The following is a 17,700-nucleotide window of genomic DNA, read 5'->3' on the forward strand; positions in this document are numbered from 1 at the left end:
CATCCGACGGCCGGAACCCTAGTCCGTGTCTCGGCAATTCCAGGCCTGGCCTGCATGACGGTTTTCACTGGTGAATGAAGCGGGGCCGCTCGTCCGGTGTCCCAGGGGACGCCTTGCCCGGCGCGTCATCCGAGCTTCATGATGAGCGCTCTTCCGCCATGCGCCGAACCTTCCGTCCCGTCCCCCTGGCACCGGGCTTCCCACCGGCGCTCGTCCTGCTGCTGTGTCTGTGTCTGTCCTTGAGCGTCGGGGCAGCCCCGGCGGCGACGAACGCCAGGCCGTTCCGCGTCGGGCCTCCCGCCGCGTGGGTGAAGCCGCTTCCCATTCCTCCAGACCCCGGCCCGACTCCCGAGGGCGAGGAGGAGACCAGCGTCTCCCGGCTGCTGATCGAGGAACAGGTGCGCGTGTCCGGCCCATCGCGCGTGCACTACCTGCACTCGGCCCAGAAGGTCCTCTCGCCGCGGGGCATCGACCGCGTCACGGACATCCAGTTCCGCTTCGATCCGACGTACCAGAAGCTCACCGTCCACGGCATCTGGCGCATCCGCGACGGCCGCCGCGAGGACGTCTTCCAGCCCGCCGAGGCCCGCGTCATCCAGCAGGAGACCGAGCTCCAGAACCGGCTCTACAACGGCAACCTCTCCGTGGTGCCCTTCCTCCACGACGTGCGCGTGGGCGACACCGTGGAGGTCGCGTACTCCTTCGAAGGCGCCAACCCCGTCTTTGGCGGACGCTTCTCCGACGTCGTCGGCGTGGGCCATTCCTATCCCGTGGTCCACTTCGCCTACCGGCTGCTGTGGCCGGAGGGGCGGGGGCGCACGCTCTTCATCCGGGACTTCGCCGCGCCGGGCCTGTCGCGCTCGGAGTCGATGCTGAACGGCGAGCGTGAAATCATCCTGGAGCGCCGCCACGTGCCCGCGGTCCGCCACGAGGACAACGTCCCCGGCTGGCAGCCCGTCTACCCGTGGATCCAGTTCAGCGAATACAAGGACTGGAACGACGTCGCGCGCTGGGCCTCCACGCTGTTCCAGGTGCCCGCCCGCTCGAAGTCGCTGGAGCAGGAGGTCCGCCGGCTTTCGAAGGAGCCCACCCCGGAGGCGCGCTTCCTCGCCGCGCTTCGCTTCGTCCAGGACGAGGTGCGCTACCTGGGCATCGAGATGGGCCCCAACTCCCACCAGCCCCATCCGCCCGACGAGGTCCTCCAGCGCCGCTTCGGCGACTGCAAGGACAAGTCGCTCCTCTTGGTGTCGCTCCTCAAGGGGCTGGGCATCGACGCGCAGCCGGCGCTCGTGAGCACGGACCTCACGCAGCTGCTGGACGGCTTGCGTCCCACCGCCACCGCGTTCAACCACGTCATCGTCCACGCCACCGTGGCCGGCCGCGAGCTGTGGGTGGATCCCACGGCGACGCTGGAGCGCGGCGGGCTGGACAGCTACGAGCCGCCCTCCTACGGCCGGGCCCTCCTCGTCGCCCCCGGCACCACGGCGCTCTCCGTCATCCCCACGCCCACGCTGACGGAGCCCTCCCTCTTCGTGGACGAGACCTACGTCGCGATGGGCCGCGACGGGGCCGCGACACTCGACGTCGTCACCACGCGCACGGGGGCGGCCGCCAACTCCATGCGCCGCGCGCTCGCGGGCACATCCCTGTCCGAGGTGTCCCGCCTCTACTTCAACTACTACGCGAAGACGGACGCGGACATCTCCATCGCGAAGCCCATGTCGGTGGACGACGACACCGTGACGAACGTGCTCGTCACGCAAGAGCACTACCGCATCGAGGACTTCTGGACCTCGGACGGTCGCCGGGAGTTCCGCGCGCATGGCCTGCGCCAGCACCTCGCCGTGCCGAACTACTCCCACCGCGCCTTCCCGCTGGAGGTGGAGCACCCCGTCTTCGCCCGCCACCGCATCACGCTGAAGGCCGGCGAGCTGCCCCCTGTCAAAACGGAGTACGAGGTCGTGGACGGTCCGGCCTTCCGCTTCGTGGCCGACACCCGCGCCGAAGGCAAGACGCTGCTGCTCGACTACAGCTATCGCAGCACCGCGGACTCGGTCCCGCCCGAGCGCATCGCCGAGTACGTGAAGGCCCTGCGCGCCACCGAGGCCCAGCGCGGCTACGCCATCCAACTCAGGAGCCGGGCCGCCCGCCACCAGGCCTCATCCGTTCCGTCCGGCGAGGCGGGTGCCATCCTCCTGGGCGTCATCGCGACGTGCCTCGTGCTGTGGTTCGTCATCGCGCAGGGCGGCCCGGTCGCGCTCTGGCGCAAGGGCCGCGCCTGGGGCCGGCGCCGCGCCTTCGCACGCAAGTTCGACGCGGACCACCGGGGCGACAGCGCAGGAACCGCCATCCCCATCACCAGCCCCCAGGAGCTGCTCTCCACGCTGGGCCGGCTGCGCTGCGCCTGCGGAGCCACCAGTGAGGCCCCACGGGAGTCGCTCCGCCACGAGGCCGTCGTCCTGGGCGACCGCCACCTCACCCTGGTGCAGTGGCAGTGCCCCACCTGCGCCCGAGCCCGCCGCGCCTACTTCGAGGACATGGGCTCGCGCGCCGCCTGAGACGCCTACTGGCAGATGCCCGGGCAGTCCGCGCTGCCCCCGGGCTGGCACGTGTCGGACGGATCATCCACGCAGGTGTTTCCGGACACGTTCCCCGCGCAGCCCCCGAAGAGGCCGCCGCAGCACTCGACATACCCCTCCGGCACGTCACACGGCGTCGGGAAGGACTGGCACGTCTCGCTGTCCGAGCGCGCGAACACCACCACCTGCGGACACGTGCGCGGCTCTTCGTCGTCGTCGCCCAGACAGCCCGTCAGACCCAGCACCGCCATCAGCCCCAGCTTCGTCCATGCATGCATGGCGCGCATCAGGGCAGGGGAGAACGGCGCTAGTCCAGCCCCCGCTCCCACAGGTCGTCTTCATCCAGACCCATCAAGTGACCGACTTCGTGCATCACCGTGATGCCAATCTGTTCGATGAGTTCCTCGCGGGTGCGTGCGAAGCGCTCCAGGTTCTTCTGGTACAGCACGATGGAGGGCGGGAAGTGATCCGCCGCGTCCATCACGCTGCGCTCGCCCACGGGCGTGCCCCGGAACACCCCCAGGATGCACGGTGACAGTGGCGGCTGCTGACCCAGCAGGTCCTCATCCGACGGCAGGTCCTCCACCGCCAGCGTCACGTTGTCCATGTACTGCTTCACCTGGGAGGGCAGGGCGCGCATCGCGTCCTCCACCGCGCGGTCGAACGCCGCCTCCTCCAGGGCCACCGGCGGCGGCAGCTCCTCCGGGGCCAGCGCCTGCGCCCGGGAGAAGCGCTTCTTCGCCTCCTTCGCATCCTGGCGCCGCTCCGCGACCAGCCCCAGGTAGTGGTGCGCCCAGGCCTCGTCCGGCGCGTCCTTCAACACCCGCTCGAAGGCCTCCTGCGCGGGCGCGAAGCGGCACAACTCGAACAGCGCGATGCCCCGCTCCAGCTGCGCGTCCGTCGAGCGCGGCATGTGCGTCAGCGCCTGGTCCAGGATTTTCAGCGCGGACTCACATTCCCCCAGCTGGTTGAGGCCCATGCCCTCCAGGAGGAGGAACTCGTAGACGAGCTCCACGTCATCGGCCCGCTGCGCCAGCTTCCGCCCGCGGCCGCACCACTCCAGCCCTTCCTCCACCGCCTCGCGGTCCTCGCCGGTGCGGCAAACGAGGAACTCCGCCGCGCCAAAGAGGATCTCCAGGTCTTCCGGGGCCATCTTGAGGGCGGCGCCATAGGCCTTGCCCGCGTCCTCCAGGCGACCCACCTCCACCAGCGCGGCGGCCCGGTAGTGCAGGGCTTCTGGTGAGTCCGGAACGTCCCGGAGCAGGGCGTCGGCGCTGGTGAGCGCGGCCTCGAAGTCCCGCGCCTCGAAGGCGTCAGCGAGCCCCTCCAGCCGCGCGTCCACGCCTCGCGCCTCCCCTTGCTTCGCCATGCGCTTCGCCATTCGGGCCGGCAGCTAAGAAGCCGTCCTTCGCGTTGTCAACGACCGGCGTCGCTGTTACCTTCCAGCGCCCCGTTTTGGCCCGAACCCCGTGAACATCCTGGTCGTCGACGACGATTACGAGCTGTGCACCATGCTCTCTCGCTACCTGGAGATGCATGGCTACACCGTGTTCTCGGCGTCGGACGCGCTCCAGGCCCTGGACATCATGGAGCGTCACCCCGTGGGGCTGGTCATCACCGACTACCTGATGCCCCACCTGGACGGCATCCACTTCACGGAGATGCTGAAGGCGGACCCCCGCTTCCAGCGCATCTCCGTCCTGATGATGACCGCCAGCACGGACGCCAACATCTCCGACCGGGGCCTGCGCAAGGGCGTCGCCATCACCCTGCAGAAGCCCCTGGACATGGGGCAGCTGCTCAACCTCGTGCGCTTCGCGGAGTAGGGCCTTCCCGGGCGGCCCGGGCCCCCCACCCGGGCGGGCCAGTAGGCGTCCTCAGGCCCACACGTCTGCCCCTTTCCGTTGACATCGTCGATGCGGCCCTTATGTTGGCGCTCGACATGGCCGAGTGCTAACGGCCATCCCCATTTGTAGAAATTCCCCAAGTATTATCGGAGGTTACGATGGCAGCGAAGGAAATCTTCTTCCACCAGTCCGCGCGCGATTCCATCCTGCGCGGCGTCCGGATCCTCGCGGATGCGGTCGCGGTGACGCTCGGTCCCAAGGGCCGCAACGTGGTCATCGAGAAGAGCTTCGGCTCGCCCACCATCACCAAGGACGGCGTCACCGTCGCCAAGGAGATCGATCTCGAGAACCGCTTCGAGAACATGGGCGCGCAGATGGTGAAGGAGGTCGCGTCGAAGACCTCCGACAAGGCCGGCGACGGCACCACGACGGCGACCGTGCTCGCGCGCGCCATCTATGAGGAGGGCCTGAAGCTGGTGGCCGCCGGCCACAGCCCCATGGACCTCAAGCGCGGCATCGACAAGGCCGTGGAGGTGGTGGTCGCCGAGCTGAAGAAGATGTCCAAGACGACCACGGACAAGCAGGCCATCGCGCAGGTGGGCACCATCTCCGCCAACGGGGATGAGACCATCGGCCAGACCATCGCGGACGCGATGGAGAAGGTCGGCAAGGAGGGCGTCATCACCGTCGAGGAGGCCAAGGGCCTGGAGACGACGCTCGACGTGGTGGAGGGCATGCAGTTCGACCGTGGCTACGTGTCGCCGTACTTCGTCACGAACCGCGATCGCATGGAGGTCGTCATGGACGACCCCTACATCCTCATCAGCGAGAAGAAGGTCTCGTCGATGCAGGACATGATTCCGTTGCTGGAGCAGGTGGCGCGCTCGGGCAAGCCGCTGCTCATCATCGCGGACGACATCGAGGGCGAGGCCCTGGCCACCCTGGTGGTGAACAAGATCCGCGGCGTGCTGAACGTGGCCGCGGTGAAGGCGCCGGGCTTCGGCGACCGCCGCAAGGAGATGCTCAAGGACATCGCCACGCTGACGGGCGGCATGGTGGTGAGCGAGGAGCTGGGTCACAAGTACGAGAACCTGACCCTCACCGACCTGGGCCGCGCCAAGCGCATCACGGTGGACAAGGACAACACCACCATCGTGGACGGTGCCGGCCAGAAGGCGGACATCGAGGGCCGCATCAAGCTCATCCGCACGCAGATTGAGACGGTCACCAGCGACTACGACCGCGAGAAGCTCCAGGAGCGCATGGCGAAGCTCGTGGGCGGCGTGGCGGTCATCAACGTCGGCGCGGCGACCGAAGTGGAGATGAAGGAGAAGAAGGCCCGCGTGGAGGACGCGCTGCACGCGACCCGCGCGGCCGTCGAAGAGGGCATCGTCCCCGGCGGCGGCGTGGCCTACATCCGCAGCCTCAAGGCGCTGGACGGCCTGAAGCTGGGCGGCGAGCAGGACTTCGGCGTGGACATCATCCGCAAGGCGCTGCAGGAGCCCCTGCGCAAGATCTCCAGCAACGCCGGCGTCGAAGGCGCCGTCGTCATCAACAAGGTCAAGGACGGCACCGGCGCGTTCGGCTTCAACGCCCGCACGGAGACCTACGAGGACCTGGAGAAGGCCGGCGTCATCGACCCGACGAAGGTCGAGCGCACCGCGCTGCAGAACGCCGCCTCCGTGGCGTCCCTGCTGCTCACCACCGAGGCGATGATCGCCGAGCGCCCCAAGAAGAAGGCCAAGGGCGGCGCGGGCGGCGGCGCCATGCCGGAGTACGGCGGCGACGACATGGACTACTGAGCCGACGTAACGGCTCCGTAGCTTCGTAGGGTTTCCGGCCCCGGTGGGCTCCGCGAAAGCGGGGCGCCCGGGGCCGGAGTCTTTTTCAGGAAGCGGTCTTCTTGAAGGCCAGGCCCAGCTCGCGGCTGAGCGCCGTGGTGTCGGAGAGCAGCTTGGGCAGGCACGCGGCGGCCCCGGCGCGCAGCGACGCCAGCGCCGTGTCCATGGTGAGGTGCTCGGCCAGGACGACGAAGGGCGCGCCCTGGCTCAGGGCCCGGGCCAGCTCCAGCGCCTTCTTGCCGTAGGCCGGCGCGAAGTCCCAAGACACCACCACGCCCATGGGCGGCTCCATGGTGGCCACCTCCGCGCCCGCGACGACGCGCGCCTCCAGGCCCAGCAGCGTCAGCGCCTCTGAAATCAGCCGCGCGGTGGCCGGGTTGTCCTCCAGCACGTCCACCCGGCGCACGCCAGCGCTGGGGGCGGGGACAGGCGGCGCGGCCGGTGTGTACAGCGCCTGCCGCAACAGCGCGCGCACCTGGCGGATGTCGTCGAAGGGCTTGAGCAGGTAGTCCACCAGGCCCAGCTGCAGCGCCTGCTGCGTCGTCACCAGCGAGGGGTAGCCCGTCATCAGGATGACGCGCGACGCGGGATCCAGCTTCCGCGCGTGCTGGGCCAGCTCCAGGCCGGAGATTCCGGGCAGGTTCTTGTCCGTGACGATGAGGTCCACGCGCGACGAGCGGAGGATTTCGAGCGCGGCCTCGCCCGTGGCCGCTTCAATGACTTCGCACTCCTTGTCCATCAGGTCCTTGAAGACCATCCGGATGATGCCCTCGTCGTCCACCACCAGCAGGCGCTTGCGCGGCGGGCGCGGCGCGTCCGTGGGCGGGAAGAGCACGCGGAACACGGTGGCCGGGGGCGGCACTTCGCGCAGCGTCGTGGGCGGCACCAGGGCAATCTGCGCGTGGTGCTCCTGCGCGATGCGACGACAGACGGCGAGCCCCAGGCCCGTGCCGCGTTTGCTGGCGGAGACGTAGGGCTCGAAGATGCGCGTCTTCAGCTCGTCCGGGATGCCCGGTCCCCAGTCGGACACGTAGAGGGCAGCGGAGGCGCCATCGCGCGTGAGCGTCACCTTCACGCGGCCCCGGCCGGACATGGCATCGCGGGCGTTGTTGAGCAGGTTGAGCGTGAGCTGCTCAATCAGCCGCGCGTTGCCCTGGATGGTCAGGTCCTCGGGGGCCTCCACCTCCAGTGAGATGCGCGCCGAGTCCGGGTTGACGCTGAACACCTTCGCCGCCGCCCAGATGGGCGCGGCCAGGGACAGCCGCTGCTGCGGGGCCGGCCGCTCGCTGGCCAGGCGGATGAAGTCGGAGACAATCTGCTCCATCCGCTCCACCTGCGCGAGCAGCAGCTTCAGCGGGCCGCTGGAGCCTCCTTCCTCGGCGAGCAGCTGGGCGTAGGCCTTCGCGCCCAGCAGGGGCTGGCGCAGCTCGTGGAGGACCTCCGCGGCGACCTGATGGGTGTGGGCGTTGGCGCGTTGCAGCGCCACGGCCGCGACCCGTGCCTTCTCCAGGTCCCCCGCGTCCAGGGCCTGGAGCAGCTGCGCGAGCGGCGAGGGGGTCTCCATGCGCGGGAGCATGGCGGAGGCAGGTGTTCACGCGCAACGCACCCCCAGCGGGATTCGGTTGACCGCGCTCGCGACCGAACGGATGCTCGCGCACGTCCTCCAGCCCGGCCTGACGGAACGTCGTTGCCCGCTCGCCTGTTGGGGACTCTCCCTGTCGCTGAGGTCCTCATGCCGCAGACGAACCCGTTCCACTCGCTGGTGCCCCGGAAGCTGACGGACTCCGAACTGGCCCGCTCCATCCGGCTCAACATCGAGGCGGAGCTGGACGCCATCAACCTCTACGCCGCGCACCTGGACGCGACGGACAACGAGGAGGCGAAGGCCATCCTGCGGCACGTCATGGACGAGGAGCGCGAGCACGCGGCCCTCTTCTGGCAGCTCATCGCGCGGTTGGATCCGGAGCAGGCCCAGCACGACCGCGAGGCGTCGCAGAAGTACCGCCTCATCACCACCGGCGCGTCTCACGAAGAGGTGGAGGCGGTGGGCGAGGGCGGCGGCGGCGTGCCCGCGGAAGTGGAGCTGCCCAAGCACCTCACCGTGGGCAGCCTGCGCAAGTAGCGCGCGTCCGGCGTTCAGCCCTGGCCCTGCGGGGGCGGGGGATTCTGACGGCGCTCGGCCGGGGTGGCTTCCAGGTCCTGCGCCGCCATGTAGACGACGTTCCGGGTGCCGCGCTTGCCCCGGTACATGGCCCGGTCGGACAGGTCCAGCAGGTGGTCCTTGTCCTGGGCGTGCTCCGGGAAGCTGGCCACGCCGATGCAGGTGGTGAGCTTGAGCGCCAGCCCCTCGCGGCCCAGGAACTGATGGGTCTCCATGGTGCGGCGGATGCGCTCGGCGACCTTGAGGGCCCCGCCGGAGTCCGTGCCGCGCAGGAGCACCACGTACTCGTCACCGCCGAAGCGCGCCACCACGTCCGGGTCGCGCACGCAGCCCTTGAGCACGCGCGCGGCCTCCACCAGCACGCGCGAGCCCACCAGGTGCCCGTGCGTGTCGTTGATGGCCTTGAAGCGGTCCAGGTCCAGGAACAGCAGGGAGAAGGGGCGCTCCGTCTGCAGGGCCTCGTTCACCTCGCGGTCCAGCACCAGGTGCAGGTAGCGCGTGTTGAACAGGCGGGTGAGATCATCGACGTAGGCCAGGTCCTCCACGGCGGCGAAGCGGCCCAGGTTGCGCAGGGCCAGCGCCCAGTTGCGCACGAGGAAGCCCACGGTCTCCGCGTGGTGCTCCGCGGGCGCGTTGTCGTGGAAGAGCACCGCGTGGCCCAGCACCAGCTCGCCGTCCACGGCGGGGAAGGAGAGGGTGCGCGGCCAGGGAACTTGAAGTCCGTCGAGCTCCACCTGCGTGCGCGTGCCCGAAAGCCGCTCGATGAGCAGCGGGACGAGCGCCTCGTGCAGGTCCACCGGCAGCCCGCGCATGCCGTGCGAGCGGAAGCCCGTGCCGCCGGGGTCCCGCTCCAGGAGCATCACCGCGGAGGCGTTGGCCATGGACTCCAGCGCGTCGGACGCGGCCGTGGACAGCCGCTCGCGGTCGAGCGTGGTGGCGATGCGCTGGCCCGCCTCCAGCAGCGCGACGTGCTGGCGCAGGGACGCGTTCTCACGCATCAGGTCGCGCGTGGTGAGCGCGCGGCGCAGCGCGTGCTCCAGGGCCTCCGGCGCCACGGGCTTGACCAGGTACTCCGCCGCGCCGCTCTTGATGGCGCGCACCGCGGGGGCCACCTTGTCCAGGCCGGTGATGACCAGCACCTCCACGCCGGGGTAGCGCTCGCGCACGTGGCGAAGCACCTCCATGCCGTCGCCGCCGGGGAGGATGAGGTCCGTCACCACCGCGTCGAACCGCGCCGCGGAGAGGGCTGCCTTCGCGTCCGCCACGGTGGGCACCGCCGTGACCAGGTGTCCCGCGGCCGTGAGGTAGTCGCCGTAGAGATTGCGGGCGATCTTTTCGTCGTCGACGAGGAGCAGTCGCGCCATGACTGTTCAGGGCTTAGCACCCAACGCTGGAAGGCTGCTAGGGTCCCGGGCCGTGCCCTTTGAAAGCGGACGGCGGCTCTGCCTGCTGGTGGAGGCCGGAGAGACGCGCTACGCGGTGGAGGCCACCTCCGTCATCGAGGTCGCGATGCCGGGCGCTCGCGGCGCGAGTCTGCGCGGCGTACTGGAAGTGAAGGACCTCGCCGCGTTGCTCGGCGGCCTGCCTGAGGAAGTGCCGGGCATGGTGGTGGTCCTGGACGTCAGCCCCACGCTCGCGGTGCGGGTGCGCGCCGTGGTGGAGGTCGCGGACGTCGCGAGGGATCCGTTCTTCCTGCTGCCTCCGGGCCTGGCGGACTCGCTGGCGCCGCTGAGCCGGGGCGCGGTGCTGCACAAGGACCGGCTGTACCTGGAGCTCATCGTGGAGGCGCTGCCGCACCGGGCGGGCCCCCGGGCGACCCCGCCGGAGCCCCGGCCCGTGCACTATGCGGACGCGCCCCCGGAGCGGGCGCTGGTGCTGGAGTCCCAGGGGGTGCTGTTCGGCGTCCCGCTGGGTTGCGTCTCCCAGGTGGTACCCCGGGGCGAGGCGTTCAGCGTGCTCCCGGTGCAGAGCGGGCCGGTGGCGGGCGTCTATCCCCACGCGCAGGCGCTATGGCCCATCTGTTCGATTCCAGCGCTGCTGGGTGCGCCGGCCCAGGCGGAGGAGCTGTTCGTCCTCACGGAACTGGCGGGGCGGAACGTGGGGCTGGCGGCCACCCGGGTGCTTGGTGTGCTGCAGAAGTTCAAGCCGGCCGAGCTTCCCGGAACGTTCCGGGCGCCGGGGCTGCCGGATCCGGTGATGTTACTGGACCTGCAGCGCATGTTTTCTTGATCGGCCCAACGCGCGAATCCTAAGCTTCTCCGATTGACACAGGGCGTGCAGGCAGGCTTGCTCGCCCGAAATCTCAAACGAATTCAGGGGGGTATGCGCCCCCCGAGGCCGGAGCCGATGCCCAAGAATCTACTGATCGCCGACGACTCGCTCACCATCCGCAAGGTGATCGGGATGATCTTCGCGACGGAAGACTTCCAGGTGACCGCGGTGGACAACGGGCTGGACGCCATCTCCCGCACGCGCGAGCTGCGTCCGGACGTGGTGCTCGCCGACGTGATGATGCCGGGCAAGAGCGGCTACGAGGTCTGCGAGGCGCTCAAGGGCGACCCCTCCACGCAGGCCATCCCGGTGCTGCTGCTCGCCGGCACCTTCGAGGCGTTCGACGAGAACCGCGCGAAGGCCGCCCGGGCGGATGACCACATCACCAAGCCCTTCGAGAGCCAGATCCTCCTCGACAAGGTGAAGGCGCTGGTGGGCCAGAAGTCCAACACGATGCCCGCGTCCGCCGCGACGCGCATTCTGCCCCAGACCTCCGCCCCGAGCGCTCCGGTCAGCGCGCCGCCCGCCGCCGCCGTGCCGCCGGGTGCGCGTCCCGCGGGTGCGCCGCCTCCGGGCGCCATGCCGCCGGGTGCGCGTCCTCCTCCGGGTGCGCCGCCTCCGGGCGCGCGTCCTCCGGGCGCCGGTGTGCCTCCTCCTCCGGGTGCGGCGCGTCCGCTGCCGGGCGCTGTTCCTCCGGGCGCGCGTCCTCCGGGTGCGCCGCCTCCGGGCGCCATGCCGCCGGGTGCGCGTCCTCCGCCGGGTGCGCCGCCTCCGGGCATGGGCGCGCGTCCTCCGGGTGCGCCGCCTCCGGGCGCCATGCCGCCGGGTGCGCGTCCTCCTCCGGGTGCCGTGCCTCCGGGCGCGCGTCCGCCGGGTGCGCCGCCTCCGGGCATGGCCGCGCGTCCTCCGGGCCCTGGCGCCCCGAACATCCCGGGCGGCTTCCCGCGTCCTCCGGGCGCCGCGCCGCTGCCGTCCGCGCCCCCGCCCGCCGCGGTGCCTCCGGCCGCCCGTGCCCGGGATCCGTTCGGGCTGGGTGCTCCGGCCGCCCCTCCCGCGGCGCAGGCCCGCACGGAGAGCATCCGCATCGAGGACTCGCTGCCCGAGCCCAGCGGCGCGGAGGAGATCTCCCTGGACATCGGCGGTCCCTCGCCGGCGACTCCGCCCGCGCGCGCCCGTCCGGCCGCGGATGGCGGAGAGGCGCTGCTTCGCGAGGCGCTGTCGAAGGCGTCCCGCGAGGTCATCGAGAAGATTGCCTGGGAGGTCGTTCCGCAGCTGGCGGAGACCATCATCCGGGAAGAGCTGGAGCGGCTCATCAAGGACCGCGAGACCCAGCATTGATTCGCAGTCCCCTCTGATTCCCCGCCGGCCCCGTCGGGGGCCGGCCGCTTGCAATGACTGACACGACTGAACTGTCCAAGGCCTACGAGCCCTCCGAAGTGGAGGCGCGGTGGTACAACCACTGGCTGGAGCGCGACTACTTCCGCGCCGAAGCCCCTTCCTCCAAGCCGCCGTTCAGCATCGTGCTGCCGCCGCCCAACGTGACGGGCAGCCTGCACATCGGCCACGCGCTCACCGCGACCATCCAGGACATCCTCACGCGCTGGAAGCGGATGAGCGGCTTCAACGCGCTCTGGCTGCCGGGCACGGACCACGCGGGCATCGCCACGCAGATGGTGGTGGAGAAGGAGCTCAAGAAGACGGAGGGCAAGAGCCGCCACGACCTGGGCCGCGAGGCGTTCCTCGAGCGCGTCTGGACGTGGAAGGGCAAGTTCGGCGCGCGCATCGGTGAGCAGCACCGCTACCTGGGCGCGTCCCTGGACTGGAGCCGCGAGCGGTTCACCATGGACGAGCAGTCCTCGGCCGCGGTGCGCGAGGTGTTCGTCCGGCTGTACGAAGAGGGCCTGATGTACCGGGCCCAGAAGCTGATCAACTGGTGCCCGTCCTGCCGCACGGCCCTCTCCGACCTGGAAGTGGAGCACGAGGAGAAGAACGGCTCGCTCTGGCATATCCGCTACCCGGTGAAGGGCACGGAGCGCTTCCTCACCGTGGCGACGACGCGCCCGGAGACGCTGCTGGGCGACACGGCCGTCGCCGTGCACCCGGAGGATCCGCGCTACCAGGACCTCATCGGCAAGAGCGTGGCGCTGCCGCTCACCGACCGTGAGATTCCGGTCATCGCGGACGGCGAGCTGGTGAACATGGAGTTCGGCACCGGCGTGGTGAAGGTCACGCCCGCGCACGACTTCAACGACTACCAGACGGGCCTGCGCCACAAGCTGCCGATGCTGTCCATCCTGGACGAAGCGGCGCGGATGACGAAGGACACCGGCAAGTACGCGGGCCTGGAGAGCCGGGAGGCGCGCAAGCAGGTGCTGGCGGACCTGACGGAGCTGGGCCTGCTGGAGAAGGAGGAGCCGCACAAGCTGAACGTGGGCACCTGCCAGCGCTGCACCACGGTGGTGGAGCCGCGCCTGTCGCCGCAGTGGTTCATCAAGATCGAACCGCTGGCGAAGCCGGCCATCCAGGCCGTGGAGGAGGGCCGCACGAAGTTCGTCCCCGAGTCGTGGACGAACACGTACTTCCACTGGATGAACAACATCCACGACTGGTGCGTGAGCCGCCAGCTGTGGTGGGGCCACCAGATTCCCGCGTGGTACTGCGCGGCGTGCACCCCGGCGGAAGAGCGCTCGAAGGACACGGCGGACGTCATCGTGTCTCGCACGGCGCCGGAGTCCTGCCCGAAGTGCGGCGGCAAGGAGCTGACGCAGGATCCGGACGTGCTGGACACCTGGTTCTCGTCCGCGCTGTGGCCGTTCTCCACGCTGGGCTGGCCGAAGCAGACGGCGGACCTCCAGACCTTCTACCCGACGTCCGTGATGGAGACGGGCCACGACATCATCTTCTTCTGGGTCGCCCGGATGATGATGATGGGCCTGCACTTCATGAACGATGTGCCCTTCCGCACCGTGTACCTGCACGCGATGGTGCGCGACGAGAAGGGCGAGAAGATGTCCAAGACGAAGGGGAACGTCATCGATCCCTTGGACGTCATCCTCGGCGCGAAGGCGGAGTCGCTGCAGCCGTCCTTGCGCAACCGCTTCCCGCAGGGCATGCCCGCGCACGGCGCGGACGCGCTGCGCTTCACGCTGGCGTCGCTCACGCAGCAGGGCCGTGACATCAAGCTGTCGATGGACCGCCTGGGTGGCTACAAGGCGTTCTGCAACAAGCTGTGGAACGCCAGCCGCTTCGCCCTGATGAACATGGGCGACTTCAGCCTGGACAAGACGCCGCTGGAGGGCCGCAAGCTGACGCTGGCGGACCGGTGGATCCTCTCCCGCCTGCAGAAGGCCACCGAGGAGACGCGCGCGTCGCTGGAGGCGTTCGGCTTCGCGGAGGCCGCGTCCACGCTGTACCAGTTCCTGTGGGCGGAGTTCTGCGACTGGTACATCGAGCTGGCGAAGGGCTCGTTGTACGGCGACGACGCGGAGGCCAAGGACACCACGCGCGCGGTGCTGGTGACGTGCCTGGACCGCATCCTGCGGCTGATGCACCCGTTCATGCCGTTCATCACCGAGGAGATCTGGCAGAAGCTGCCGATGTCCCGGCCCACGGAGAGCATCTGCATCGCGGCGTACCCGGCGCCGGAGACGGCGTGGGTGGACGCGGCCGCGGAAGGCGAGATGGCGCCGGTCATCGCGGCCATCGAGGGCCTGCGCACGCTGCGCGGCGAGAGCAACCTGCCGCCGTCCGCCAAGGTGAAGGCGGTGGTGCAGAGCCCGGACGCGACGACGCGCGAGCTGTTGGAGCGTTGGCGCGCGTACCTGATGCCGCTCGCGGGCCTGTCCGAGGTGGTGGTGGGCCCCCCGGGCGCCAAGCCTCCGCAGGCGGCGGCGTTCGTGAGCGGCAACCTGGAAATCTACGTGCCCCTGGCGGGCCTGGTGGACCTGGACGCGGAGCGCGACCGCCTGAAGAAGGAGATCGTCCGCTCCGAGCAGGAACTCACCGGTTTGCAGCGCAAGCTGGACAACCCGAACTTCGTGGCCCGTGCTCCGCCGGACGTGGTGGAGAAGGACAAGGCCCGGGTGGCGGAGCTCCAGGAGCGCACGGTCAAGCTGCAGGATCACCTCCAGCGCATCGCCCCGGAGCCCCCCATGTCCGAGACGCCGTCGCCGTTGCCGGGCAGCACCGAGTCCGAAGCCCCTGAAGCGTCCGAGTCCCCCGCGCCCGAGAGCGCCCATGTGAAGGTGGCCACCGAGCCGCAGGCACCGAAGGACGATGCGGTGAACCTGGGCCAGGAGCTGAAGGGCGAGATTGAAGCCGAAGAGGCTTCGCAGGCGCCCCAGGCCGCGGATCCGGTGGTGGAGGAGGCCCTCAACAAGCTGCGCGAGGGCACCAAGGAAGGACTGTCCCCGGCGGACCACCACGACCTGGGCGTCGCGTACATGAGCATGGGCCTCGTGGACGACGCGATGCGCGAGTTCGACCGGGCCAAGGAGGGCGGCGACGCCCGCGAGGCGCCGGAGGGTTCGGCGAAGCCGGTGAAGAAGGCCCCTGCGAAGAAGGCCTCCTCGAAGAAGGCGGCGGTGAAGAAGGCCCCTGCGAAGAAGGCCGCGGCGGTGAAGAAGGCCCCTGCGAAGAAGGCCTCCGCGAAGAAGGCGGCGAGCAAGAAGTCCGCCGCGAAGAAGGCCCCTGCGAAGAAGGCTTCCGCGAAGAAGGCAGCGGGCAAGAAGACGGCCGCGAAGAAGGCGGCGGTGAAGAAGGCTCCTGCGAAGAAGGCTTCGGCGAAGAAGGCTTCGGCGAAGAAGGCGGCGGGGAAGAAGACCGCCGCGAAGAAGGCCGCGGCGAAGAAGACCACTCGGGGCAAGCCGGCTCGCAAGGCGCGCCGGTAGGAGGTGGAAGTGCAGCAGGATTATCTCGATCGGCTCATCGCGCTGTCCCTCGACGAGGACCTGGGTGCTGCGGGGGACGTCACCTCGCTGGCGGTGGTCCCCGCCGAAGCGGAGGGCAGCGGTGAGCTGGTCGCGAAGGAGCAGATGATCGTCGCCGGCCTGGACGCCTTCGTCCGCGTCTTCCACATGGTGGACGCGGAGGTGGAGGTGGAGGTCCTCAAGCGCGACGGCGAGGAGATCAAGCCGAAGGTGGTCGCCGCGCGCGTCCACGGCAAGCTGCGTTCGCTGCTGGCCGCGGAGCGCACGGCGCTCAACCTGGTGCAGCGCGCCGCCGGCATCGCGACGCTGGCCCAGCAGGCGATGACCTCCGTGCGAGGCTCGAAGCTGCGGGTGCTGGACACGCGCAAGACGCCGCCGGGCATGCGGGGCCTCGCGAAGCACGCGGTGCGCATGGGCGGCGCGTCCAACCACCGCTTCGGCCTCTTCGACGGCATCCTCATCAAGGACAACCACATCGCGGCGGTAGGTGGCGACATCACCGAAGCGGTGCGCCGCGCGAAGCTGAACGGTCCCCGGCTGGTGAAGATTGAAGTGGAGGTCACCAACTTCAAGCAGCTGGAGGAGGCCATCGCCGCGGGCGCGGACGTCATCATGTTGGACAACATGGACGACGCGCAGATCCGCGAAGCGGTGAAGCTGACGGCGAGCCGCGTGCCCATCGAAGTGTCGGGCGGCGTCACGTTGGATCGGCTGCCCCGGCTGGCGAAGCTGGGCGTGGACTTCGTGTCGATGGGCGCGCTGACGCACTCGGCGCGGGCCATGGACCTGTCGCTGGAGATCGCGACGACGAAGAAGTCCACGCGCAAGCCCCGCTCCGCGCAGGGCTGAAGCGGTCAGCGGTCTTCACGAATCCGTAGAAGAGCGCCTCCGAGTCCTGGGACTCGGAGGCGCTTGTGTTTACGGCTGGGTGCAGCGCCAGACCCCGCAGGAACCGCCGCTCGTGCCGCACTCCATCTGGGTCGAGCACGGCTTGCAGGTGCGCGAACAGATCATCTGGACCGCAGACGTCTGGTTATCAGTCGTCTCCGCCGTGGAGCCGGGAACCATGGCCAGGGCCGTGCCCGCCATGATGCCGATGATCAGCGCGAATCCAGGAATCGTCTGCTTCAGTCGCGATGCCTTCATGCTTCCTCCGGGGTGGGGGCCACCGGGTCAAGAGCATCCTGGCCCGCTGACAGGAAGGCATTCGAACAGACGCCGCGACGCAATCCAAGGTCACTCAGTCGCGGATCCAGTGGAAGGTCACGCGGTCGCCACCGGTGAGATGGTCACCCAGACCGCCCAATGAATACATCTCCGTGTGGATTCCGAAGAGCTTGGCCTTGCTGAAGATGAAGCGCGTGCTCGAGGCCTGCACGATGGTCGTCCACTGCGAATTGGTGTCGCAGTTGTTCGTGGAGGCATTGGGCCAGTTGCACCAGGAGCTGCCGTTGTGGTTCCAGACGCGCCAGTCATCACCGCCGCCCACGAGGGCGACCTGCTTCCACCACGTCACGTTGGAGCCGGAGTTGAGCCGGAACTCGATGACCTCCGGCCCCGCCACGTTGTGCTCGACCTCCGCGAGGATGACGTCGCCATCGGGCAGCTCGGCGTAGGCCACCTTCTCGCGGATCTCCCGGTCGCACGTGATGCAGGAGTTCTGGATGTCGCTGGGCGACGTGCAGCCGCTCACGCTGTACTCCCCGGAGTACAACGGATGGGTCCCGCAGAAGTAGCACGAGTGGGTATAGGGCCCGGTCACGCACTCGGCCACGTACTGCACCGTCGTCTTCCCGAAGTCGTTCCAGGAGAGGGCCGTCGTGGCCATGGCGGTGACGGTGCGACCTTCGTCCTGCGACGGAGCGACGGGCGCCTGCTCCTGGGGCGCGGCTTCGGGAACGGGCATCTCCTCCGTGGCGGGGCCGCAGCCCACGCCACCCAGAAGTCCAAGGACGAGGAACGACGACGCGAGCCGTGCGCGCTGAAGCATGAGGGTTTCTCCAGATGAGGCAGAGCGGGCGCCGTCGTGGCGCTCCGCATGTCTGTCTGCCTGCGAATACGGAGAACCCCCGG

At 69.6% G+C, this 17,700-nt stretch carries 14 protein-coding genes; 8 read left to right on the plus strand and 6 right to left on the minus strand.

Annotated elements, in window-relative coordinates:
• Positions 1–158 precede the first annotated feature (158 nt).
• Entirely contained in the window at positions 159–2,558 is a 2,400-nt protein-coding gene (locus tag GTZ93_RS07975; RefSeq protein WP_161662719.1) for a DUF3857 domain-containing protein, read from the plus strand.
• 5 nt (positions 2,559–2,563) lie between these two features.
• Here the strand turns inward: GTZ93_RS07975 and GTZ93_RS07980 are convergent, their stop codons facing one another.
• Together GTZ93_RS07980 and GTZ93_RS07985 are read right to left on the minus strand one after the other, a co-directional pair.
• Entirely contained in the window at positions 2,564–2,857 is a 294-nt protein-coding gene (locus GTZ93_RS07980) for a hypothetical protein (RefSeq protein ID WP_120576624.1), read from the minus strand.
• A gap of 29 nt (positions 2,858–2,886) precedes the next feature.
• A complete protein-coding gene (locus GTZ93_RS07985) occupies positions 2,887–3,960 on the minus strand; it encodes a metallopeptidase family protein (RefSeq protein WP_167547945.1) in 1,074 nt (357 codons plus the stop codon).
• Positions 3,961–4,048: 88 nt separating this feature from the next.
• Here GTZ93_RS07985 and GTZ93_RS07990 point away from each other — a divergent pair, with 88 nt between their 5' ends.
• Complete coding sequence (locus GTZ93_RS07990) at positions 4,049–4,405, plus strand: response regulator (protein WP_120576603.1); 357 nt, start codon at positions 4,049–4,051, stop codon at positions 4,403–4,405.
• 179 nt (positions 4,406–4,584) lie between these two features.
• Positions 4,585–6,228, plus strand: a complete 1,644-nt coding sequence (gene groL, locus GTZ93_RS07995; RefSeq protein ID WP_139915445.1) for a chaperonin GroEL — start codon at positions 4,585–4,587, stop codon at positions 6,226–6,228.
• A gap of 85 nt (positions 6,229–6,313) precedes the next feature.
• Here the strand turns inward: groL and sinK are convergent, their stop codons facing one another.
• A complete protein-coding gene (gene sinK, locus GTZ93_RS08000; RefSeq protein ID WP_158624395.1) occupies positions 6,314–7,831 on the minus strand; it encodes a hybrid histidine protein kinase/response regulator SinK in 1,518 nt (505 codons plus the stop codon).
• 168 nt (positions 7,832–7,999) lie between these two features.
• Between sinK and GTZ93_RS08005 the strand changes: the two genes are divergently transcribed.
• Entirely contained in the window at positions 8,000–8,389 is a 390-nt protein-coding gene (locus tag GTZ93_RS08005; protein WP_120576606.1) for a demethoxyubiquinone hydroxylase family protein, read from the plus strand.
• A gap of 14 nt (positions 8,390–8,403) precedes the next feature.
• On the opposite strand, the gene GTZ93_RS08010 is transcribed toward GTZ93_RS08005, so the two are convergent.
• A complete protein-coding gene (locus GTZ93_RS08010; protein ID WP_120576607.1) occupies positions 8,404–9,792 on the minus strand; it encodes a GGDEF domain-containing protein in 1,389 nt (462 codons plus the stop codon).
• On the opposite strand from GTZ93_RS08010, the gene GTZ93_RS08015 reads away from it, so the two are divergent.
• The 4 genes from GTZ93_RS08015 to nadC all read left to right on the plus strand — a co-directional run bounded on the left by GTZ93_RS08015 (position 9,791) and on the right by nadC (position 16,476).
• Entirely contained in the window at positions 9,791–10,657 is an 867-nt protein-coding gene (locus GTZ93_RS08015) for a chemotaxis protein CheW (protein WP_120576608.1), read from the plus strand. The genes GTZ93_RS08010 and GTZ93_RS08015 overlap by 2 nt on opposite strands.
• A gap of 117 nt (positions 10,658–10,774) precedes the next feature.
• A complete protein-coding gene (locus GTZ93_RS08020; RefSeq protein WP_120576609.1) occupies positions 10,775–12,037 on the plus strand; it encodes a response regulator in 1,263 nt (420 codons plus the stop codon).
• Between the two features lie 53 nt (positions 12,038–12,090).
• The gene (locus GTZ93_RS08025) at positions 12,091–15,588 is read left to right on the plus strand and encodes a valine--tRNA ligase (protein WP_139915444.1); all 3,498 of its coding nucleotides are present in this window, start codon (positions 12,091–12,093) and stop codon (positions 15,586–15,588) included.
• Positions 15,589–15,597: 9 nt separating this feature from the next.
• Positions 15,598–16,476 (plus strand): carboxylating nicotinate-nucleotide diphosphorylase, encoded by an 879-nt coding sequence (gene nadC, locus GTZ93_RS08030; RefSeq protein ID WP_169820991.1) that lies wholly within the window; start codon positions 15,598–15,600, stop codon positions 16,474–16,476.
• Between the two features lie 69 nt (positions 16,477–16,545).
• Here the strand turns inward: nadC and GTZ93_RS08035 are convergent, their stop codons facing one another.
• Both GTZ93_RS08035 and GTZ93_RS08040 read right to left on the minus strand, forming a co-directional pair.
• On the minus strand, positions 16,546–16,773 hold the full coding sequence (locus GTZ93_RS08035) for a hypothetical protein (protein ID WP_120576611.1): 228 nt from the start codon (positions 16,771–16,773) through the stop codon (positions 16,546–16,548).
• 94 nt (positions 16,774–16,867) lie between these two features.
• Positions 16,868–17,617, minus strand: a complete 750-nt coding sequence (locus GTZ93_RS08040; protein WP_139915443.1) for a hypothetical protein — start codon at positions 17,615–17,617, stop codon at positions 16,868–16,870.
• Positions 17,618–17,700: the final 83 nt, after the last annotated feature.

It is taken from the genome of Corallococcus exiguus, assembly GCF_009909105.1.
Taxonomy (GTDB): domain Bacteria; phylum Myxococcota; class Myxococcia; order Myxococcales; family Myxococcaceae; genus Corallococcus; species Corallococcus exiguus.

Excerpts from the sequence above, each read along its gene's own strand:
- GTZ93_RS08010 (WP_120576607.1), bottom strand. The coding sequence starts at position 9,792 with ATGGCGCGACTGCTCCTCGTCGACGACGAAAAGATCGCCCGCAATCTC.
- GTZ93_RS08015 (WP_120576608.1), top strand. The coding sequence starts at position 9,791 with ATGACTGTTCAGGGCTTAGCACCCAACGCTGGAAGGCTGCTAGGGTCC.
- GTZ93_RS08040 (WP_139915443.1), bottom strand. The coding sequence starts at position 17,617 with ATGCTTCAGCGCGCACGGCTCGCGTCGTCGTTCCTCGTCCTTGGACTT.
- GTZ93_RS08005 (WP_120576606.1), top strand. The coding sequence starts at position 8,000 with ATGCCGCAGACGAACCCGTTCCACTCGCTGGTGCCCCGGAAGCTGACG.
- groL (WP_139915445.1), top strand. The coding sequence starts at position 4,585 with ATGGCAGCGAAGGAAATCTTCTTCCACCAGTCCGCGCGCGATTCCATC.
- GTZ93_RS07985 (WP_167547945.1), bottom strand. The coding sequence starts at position 3,960 with ATGGCGAAGCGCATGGCGAAGCAAGGGGAGGCGCGAGGCGTGGACGCG.
- GTZ93_RS08020 (WP_120576609.1), top strand. The coding sequence starts at position 10,775 with ATGCCCAAGAATCTACTGATCGCCGACGACTCGCTCACCATCCGCAAG.
- GTZ93_RS07980 (WP_120576624.1), bottom strand. The coding sequence starts at position 2,857 with ATGCATGCATGGACGAAGCTGGGGCTGATGGCGGTGCTGGGTCTGACG.
- GTZ93_RS08025 (WP_139915444.1), top strand. The coding sequence starts at position 12,091 with ATGACTGACACGACTGAACTGTCCAAGGCCTACGAGCCCTCCGAAGTG.
- GTZ93_RS08035 (WP_120576611.1), bottom strand. The coding sequence starts at position 16,773 with ATGAAGGCATCGCGACTGAAGCAGACGATTCCTGGATTCGCGCTGATC.
- sinK (WP_158624395.1), bottom strand. The coding sequence starts at position 7,831 with ATGGAGACCCCCTCGCCGCTCGCGCAGCTGCTCCAGGCCCTGGACGCG.
- GTZ93_RS07975 (WP_161662719.1), top strand. The coding sequence starts at position 159 with ATGCGCCGAACCTTCCGTCCCGTCCCCCTGGCACCGGGCTTCCCACCG.